3 protein-coding genes and 1 pseudogene are annotated in these 4449 nt (G+C 69.1%); 1 reads left to right on the forward strand and 3 read right to left on the reverse strand.

Annotated features, from left to right (window positions below; translation table 11 throughout):
• The 3 genes and pseudogenes from VFG33_RS03950 to VFG33_RS03960 all read right to left on the reverse strand — a co-directional run.
• Nucleotides 1-650 (reverse strand): annotated as a pseudogene (locus tag VFG33_RS03950) (hypothetical protein); the annotation flags it as partial.
• Nucleotides 647-1852 carry a hypothetical protein gene (locus VFG33_RS03955; protein WP_325022468.1) on the reverse strand — a complete coding sequence of 402 codons (1206 nt, stop codon included), beginning with the start codon at nt 1850-1852 and terminating at the stop codon, nt 647-649. The pseudogene VFG33_RS03950 and the gene VFG33_RS03955, both read right to left, overlap by 4 nt.
• The gene (locus tag VFG33_RS03960) at nt 1849-2985 is read right to left on the reverse strand and encodes a hypothetical protein (protein ID WP_325022469.1); all 1137 of its coding nucleotides are present in this window, start codon (nt 2983-2985) and stop codon (nt 1849-1851) included. The genes VFG33_RS03955 and VFG33_RS03960 overlap by 4 nt, the downstream gene beginning before the upstream one ends.
• A 161-nt stretch (nt 2986-3146) precedes the next feature.
• On the opposite strand from VFG33_RS03960, the gene VFG33_RS03965 reads away from it, so the two are divergent.
• Nucleotides 3147-4449 (forward strand): serine/threonine-protein kinase (locus VFG33_RS03965; protein WP_325022471.1); only part of this gene is annotated, 1303 nt, incomplete at its 3' end.

The following is a 4449-nucleotide window of genomic DNA, read 5'->3' on the forward strand; positions in this document are numbered from 1 at the left end:
TTCTGGTAGCCCAGGACACGGGTCTTCCAGGCCTTCGGCAGGGAGAGTTTGTGGACCTCCCCGGTGTCGGCAGTCTGGGCGTAGAGCGTGCTACCCCGTTTTGCTCCGCCGTCCGACCCAGTAGGCGTGGTTGCATAGGCCGCCGCTGTCTGGTCCGCGGTGGTCACCACTGTCGTGACGTCCGCTGTGCGCTCCGCATTCCCTGCCGAGTCGACCTTGAGCAGTTCGGTGCCGTTGCCCTTGGTCACGATCGCCAGTACTGCGTCGCCGAGGCGGGCGATCTCCTGGATGTACTCCGACCCCGGAATCTTGATCGGCAGCCCAGCGCCCCCGCGAACCTCACGGCCGATCAGGTAGGCCATCTGGGGATCACGGCCTTTGGGCAGTTTGCTGAGCTTGAGAGTCACCTTGACCGGGCCGCTGTAGAGCGGACCGCTCGGCGTCGTGGAAGGCGTCGCACTCGGTGGCACCGGAGTACTGGCCGCGGGCGTCGTCGGAGTACCGGTGGGCGTGCTCGGCCCGGACAGCGGCGCTGCGGCATCTCCGTCGGACTGCGGGCCTTGTCGGTAGGCCAGTACGCCGCCGACCGCCACCGCGGCGACTGCGATCGCGGCCACCAGGACCACCAGGCGGGCGTTCTTCGGCCTCATGCCCAGGCTCCTAACAGATGGAGGTCAGTTCCTGCCGTCTTGGCCAGTGGCGTGGCGAGCTCGCACAACCCGGTCCCGACGCTGCAGCGGATGATCGCGCCGGGCGTCCTTTCGCCGGTGTCGGCGACCATCAGCAGGTGATCGTCGTCCTCGGCAACGACTTCCCGGAACCGGGCGCCGGTCCACTCCCGTCGGACGGTTCCTTCGTTCGAGTCCAGTGCGGCGACGAGTGGATCCCCGCCGCCGTTGCGGAAGTCCGGCGTACCGAGCGCCAGCTCGCCGTCCGGCGTGAACCCATTGATCGCGTATTCGCAGGTCTTCCACCGCTGCTTGCCGGAATCGAGTTCGGTGACGGTCGAGCAGAACGTCTGCGCCGCGCCCGAGACGAAGTCCACCGCGACCGTACCGCGATTGTCGACGCCTTCCGGGGATCGTACGGACTTGATCCGGGTCACCTTGTCTGTGCCGGAGTCCCACGCGTTGAGGGTCGACGTCGTGCCGTTCTGGTCGGTGTCCGCCTTGAAGTACACGGTGTCGCCGACCACCGCCAGTGCAGTGGAGCCCCAGTCGTTCGGCCGCTTCAACGTACGGCGCCCCGAGGTCTGACTGGTGCCCTGCCAGTAGACGGTGCTGCCCTTCGCCCGGGTGTTGTCCGGGTTGCTCGGGGCGGTGGCGAAGGCGACCGCGTCCTCGTTCATCGAGGTCACCAGGCTCGCCACATCGGGGATCTTGTCCGGCTGCACCCCGTTGCTGTCGACCCGGACCAGCTCGGTCCTGCCCGACTCGGCCTCGAGCACCACCAGGGCGTCGCTGTTGATCCGCGTTCCCCGCACGATGTTGTCCTTACCGGGGATGGTGACGTCGCCCCCGATCCCACCGCGGACCACGCGCCCGGTGATGTAGGGGAGTTGTGGCGCCCGGCCCGTCGGCAGCTTGCTCAGGGTGAGCTTGACGCCCGCAGTCGCCGGCGAAGTCGGACCCGAGTAGACAGACGGCGTCGAGCTGGGCTTGGGTTTTGGCCTTGGTGTCGAGGTGGGCGTCGGCGTCGGAGCCGGCAGAGGTGCTGCCACTGCTTCCCCGTCGGCAGGGCGCTGCCGGGCGGCGAGGGCGCCACCCGCGACCACGGCCAGTACGGCGACTGCCGCCACGCCGGCGACCAGTACGCCGTTGCCCTGCTTCATGTCAGCGTCCCGCTTCGTCATTGGCCCAGCTCGATGCGCTCGGTGGTCAACGGCACGGCGAGTTCGCAGCTGCCGGTGGGAAGGGTGCAGCGGATGATGCCGCGCCGGGTCTCGGGTCCGTCGTCGGCGATGATCAGCAGGTGCTGGTCGTCCTCGACGAAGGCCTCGACGAATGAGGCGCCGGACCACTCGCGCAGCAGGTTGCCGGTCCTGGCGTCGAGCGCAGTGGCCACAGTCGGCGCATAGCCCTCGGCATACGGCGGCCCGGCCAGCGCCACCGTGCCGTCCGGGGTGAAGCCGTCGATGCCGCGGTCACAGGTGCGCCACAGCTGTTTGCCGCTGGCGAACTCGTCGACGGTGGAACACGCGCCGTACTCGGCGGCGACGGCCCGCGAGCCCACCAGCTTCGTGTCCGGGCTCAGCGCGGTGGGTGACTGGATGTCCTTGACCTGGGTCGCCTCGGCGGCGCCGGGTGTCCAGCTGTAGAGACTCCAGGCAGCCGCGTCCGGGCCGCTGCCGGCCCGGAAGAAGATCTTGCCGTTCGCATAGGAGAGAACCAGTGGCTGCCACACCTTGGACAGCGAGAGCTTCTGCACCTTGCCCTCAGCGGACTGGGCGTAGATGGCCCCGCCGGCCACGAGGGCGCCCTTGACGGTGGACTGCACGGAGTACGCCGCGGCTGTTTCGTCCTCGGTGGTCACCACGTTGACGACTCCCGGGACTCGCTCCACCTCGACGGCGGAGCTGACCTTGAGCAGTTCGCTGCTGCCACCTCCGACCGTCTCCACTACCGCGAGAACCTCCTCGCCGAGGCGGGCGATCTCAAGGACGACTTGCGAGCCCGGCAGTTTCACCGGTGTTCCCGCGCCGCCCCGGACCTCGCGACCGACCATGTACGGGATCTGCGGCGGTCGGCCGGTCGGCAGCTTGCTGAGCTTGAGGGTGACATACGCGGGTCCCGAGTACGGCGCCGCGCTGGTCGGCGGCAGCACCGACGTCGAGGCCGGGCCACTGACGGAATCGGCCGTCAGCGGTGCCGCGGTCTCACCGCCGGTCCGAGGTCCCTGGCGGTAGGCGAGCACGCCACCGATCGCGACAGCGGCCACTGCGACCACTGCCACCACCATCACCAGGCGGCCGTTCTTCGGCCTCATGACCAGTTCCCTCCCCAAGCGCCCTCTTCGAGTCCCATCGCCTCAGCCCGTCCACCGGGCGACCCTTCCTATGGGCCACCGATCCCTGTTGAGACGTCACGACCGGGCGTTTTGTTCGCTGCGGCGACATGGTCGCAAGAGGGATCGAGCATAATGCGGGCATGGACCAGCCACCGCGGATCGGCCGGTACTCCCTGGTCCGCCGGGTGGGTGCCGGGGGTTTCGCGACCGTCTGGCTCGCGTACGACGAGCAACTCGACGCCGAGGTGGCCCTCAAGATCCTGTCGGACAACTGGATCGACGAAGACGACGTCCGCCGCCGTTTCCTGGCGGAGGGGCGGTTCCTGCGCCGGGTCGAGTCCCCGCACGTGGTCGGTGTGCACGATGTCGGCGAGGCCGAGGACGGCCGTCCGTACCTGGTGCTCACCTATGCCGACGGCGGATCACTGGCGGACCGGATCAAGGCCGGGCCGCTGGAGATCGCGGATGTGGTCGACATCATCACCCAGGTCGGCAGCGGCCTGAAGCACCTGCACTCCCGCGGCGTCCTGCACCGTGACGTGAAGCCGGCGAACGTGTTGTTCCGTACAGACCAGGACGGCGACCGCGCGATGCTCGGCGACCTCGGTCTGGGCAAGTCGCTGGAGACTGTGTCGCAGCTCACCATGCCCGGCGGCACCCCCGCGTACGTCGCCCCCGAACAGGTGATGGGCGACCGCCTGGACCACCGGGCCGACCTCTACTCCCTCGGGGCGGTCGCCTACGCGGCCTTCACCGGGCAGGCGCCGCACGGCCTGATCAGCCTGGGCGCGGTGATGCGGATCGACGCGCCGCCGCCCTCGATGAGCACGCTGCGCGAAGGGATCCCGGACGCGATCGACGCGGTCGTACGCCGTGCGCTCGAACCGGACCGGGACAAGCGGTGGCAGGACCTCGACAGCTTCCTCGACGCTCTGACCGAGGCGCACACCACTGGCAAGATCCCAGCCGGGCTAGTACCGGCCGAGGAGGTCCCGCTGCGGGCCGCGGCCGGCAAGCTCGACCAGCGGACCCAGCTCTCGGACGCGAACAGCCCGACCGTCGCGGTCACAGCAGACACTCGCGTACGCCGGTCCGGCCGGGCGCGGACGATTGCCGCAGTGGCAGCCGTAGTACTGGCGGCCGGTGGTGGTTATGGCGGCTACGAGCTGGTCATGAGCCGCCCGGTGACTGTGGAGGACAGCAGCGGACATCTGTCGGTCGAGGTGCCTCGCGAGTGGACGCAGAAGTCCGAAGCGGCCCCCGAGTCCACAGCCGCCCTGCTGGTCAGTACCGACACGGCCAAGTGGCAGGCCAACGCTGCGGAGCCGGGCGTCTTCATGGGCGTGCTGAAACAGACCACCTTGCCTAAGACGACGACGCCACCGGACAACTGCAAGGCGGTCGCACCCGACACCAGCGCCGTCGCAGACAAGGCGGCGGCTA

The organism is Kribbella sp., from assembly GCF_035687465.1.
In the GTDB taxonomy this organism is placed as follows: domain Bacteria; phylum Actinomycetota; class Actinomycetes; order Propionibacteriales; family Kribbellaceae; genus Kribbella.

Coding starts and splice junctions, on each gene's coding strand:
- VFG33_RS03960 (WP_325022469.1), bottom strand. CDS start 2,985: ATGAGGCCGAAGAACGGCCGCCTGGTGATGGTGGTGGCAGTGGTCGCA.
- VFG33_RS03955 (WP_325022468.1), bottom strand. CDS start 1,852: ATGACGAAGCGGGACGCTGACATGAAGCAGGGCAACGGCGTACTGGTC.